The following is a 563-nucleotide window of genomic DNA, read 5'->3' on the forward strand; positions in this document are numbered from 1 at the left end:
CACCGCATTGGTCGGCCGCGATGGCGTGTTCAGAAGTGTCGTCCTGCCCTTGCTGCTGGCAGCGCTGTTTCTGGGTTCCCGCCATAAGCTGGCTCGGCTGGTGGCGTCCGGTTCTCGCGGATGACCGCACTAGGCCGTAGACTCATTAGCCCGTATTGCGATGCGGATGGCGGCCAGAGTGACGCCGGCCATGAAGGTCTCGGCATATTTGTCGTAGCGGGTGGCCAGGCCCCTGTATTGCTTCAGTTTGTTGAAGAACCTCTCGATGATGTTGCGCCGCCGGTAGAGGGCGCGGTCGTAGGGATGGGGCAGCTTGCGCGGGGCCTTGGCGGGGATGTTCGGGGTCGCGCCGCGGGCGCGGATCGTGGCGAGGATGGCGTTCGAGTCATAGGCCTTGTCGGCCATGAGGATCTGCCCCGGCGCGAGCTGCGCGAGCATATCCCCCGCGACCTTGCTGTCGTGAACCTGTCCTGGCGTGAGCTTGAAAGCGACCGGTCGCCCGCGGCCGTCGACGAGCGCATGCAGCCTGGTCGTCAGCCCGCCCCGGGAACGTCCCACGCCAT

General features: G+C 65.9%; 1 protein-coding gene. It reads right to left on the minus strand.

From position 1 onward, the window contains the following. Positions 1–129: 129 nt before the first annotated feature. Positions 130–563: IS5 family transposase (locus QMG28_RS20860; protein ID WP_281844150.1), on the minus strand; the 434-nt coding region annotated here is incomplete at its 5' end.

Origin of the sequence: Sinisalibacter aestuarii (genome assembly GCF_027923545.1) — a bacterium.
Classification (GTDB): domain Bacteria; phylum Pseudomonadota; class Alphaproteobacteria; order Rhodobacterales; family Rhodobacteraceae; genus Sinisalibacter; species Sinisalibacter aestuarii.